The sequence below is a fragment of the Chryseobacterium sp. SIMBA_028 genome (assembly GCF_046535285.1).
Lineage (GTDB): Bacteria > Bacteroidota > Bacteroidia > Flavobacteriales > Weeksellaceae > Chryseobacterium.
In genome coordinates, this window is sequence record NZ_JAWRWZ010000909.1 from 1 (window position 1) to 229 (window position 229).

Consider the following 229-nt stretch of genomic DNA (forward strand, 5'->3'; position numbering starts at 1 on the left):
CCTTAAAATTTTTATACGCATTCGGAATATCAATTCTTCCCATGTTGGATAAAGTAATATCATGACCACCTTTGCTTGATTTTAACATTGAAATCATGCGATCAACGACAGGATGCATATTTTCGCCCATCCACAAAAGTTCTCTTGCTTGCATTTTTTCAATTTTTTGAAGAAGTTCTTTTTTAATGTGTCTGGAGTTTTCAAATAAATCCTGATTTCCTTTTTTCAT

1 protein-coding gene is annotated in these 229 nt (G+C 31.9%); it reads right to left on the minus strand.

From position 1 onward, the window contains the following. On the minus strand, window positions 1–229 hold a 229-nt coding region (locus SCA31_RS25845), incomplete at both ends, for a hypothetical protein (RefSeq protein WP_410699786.1).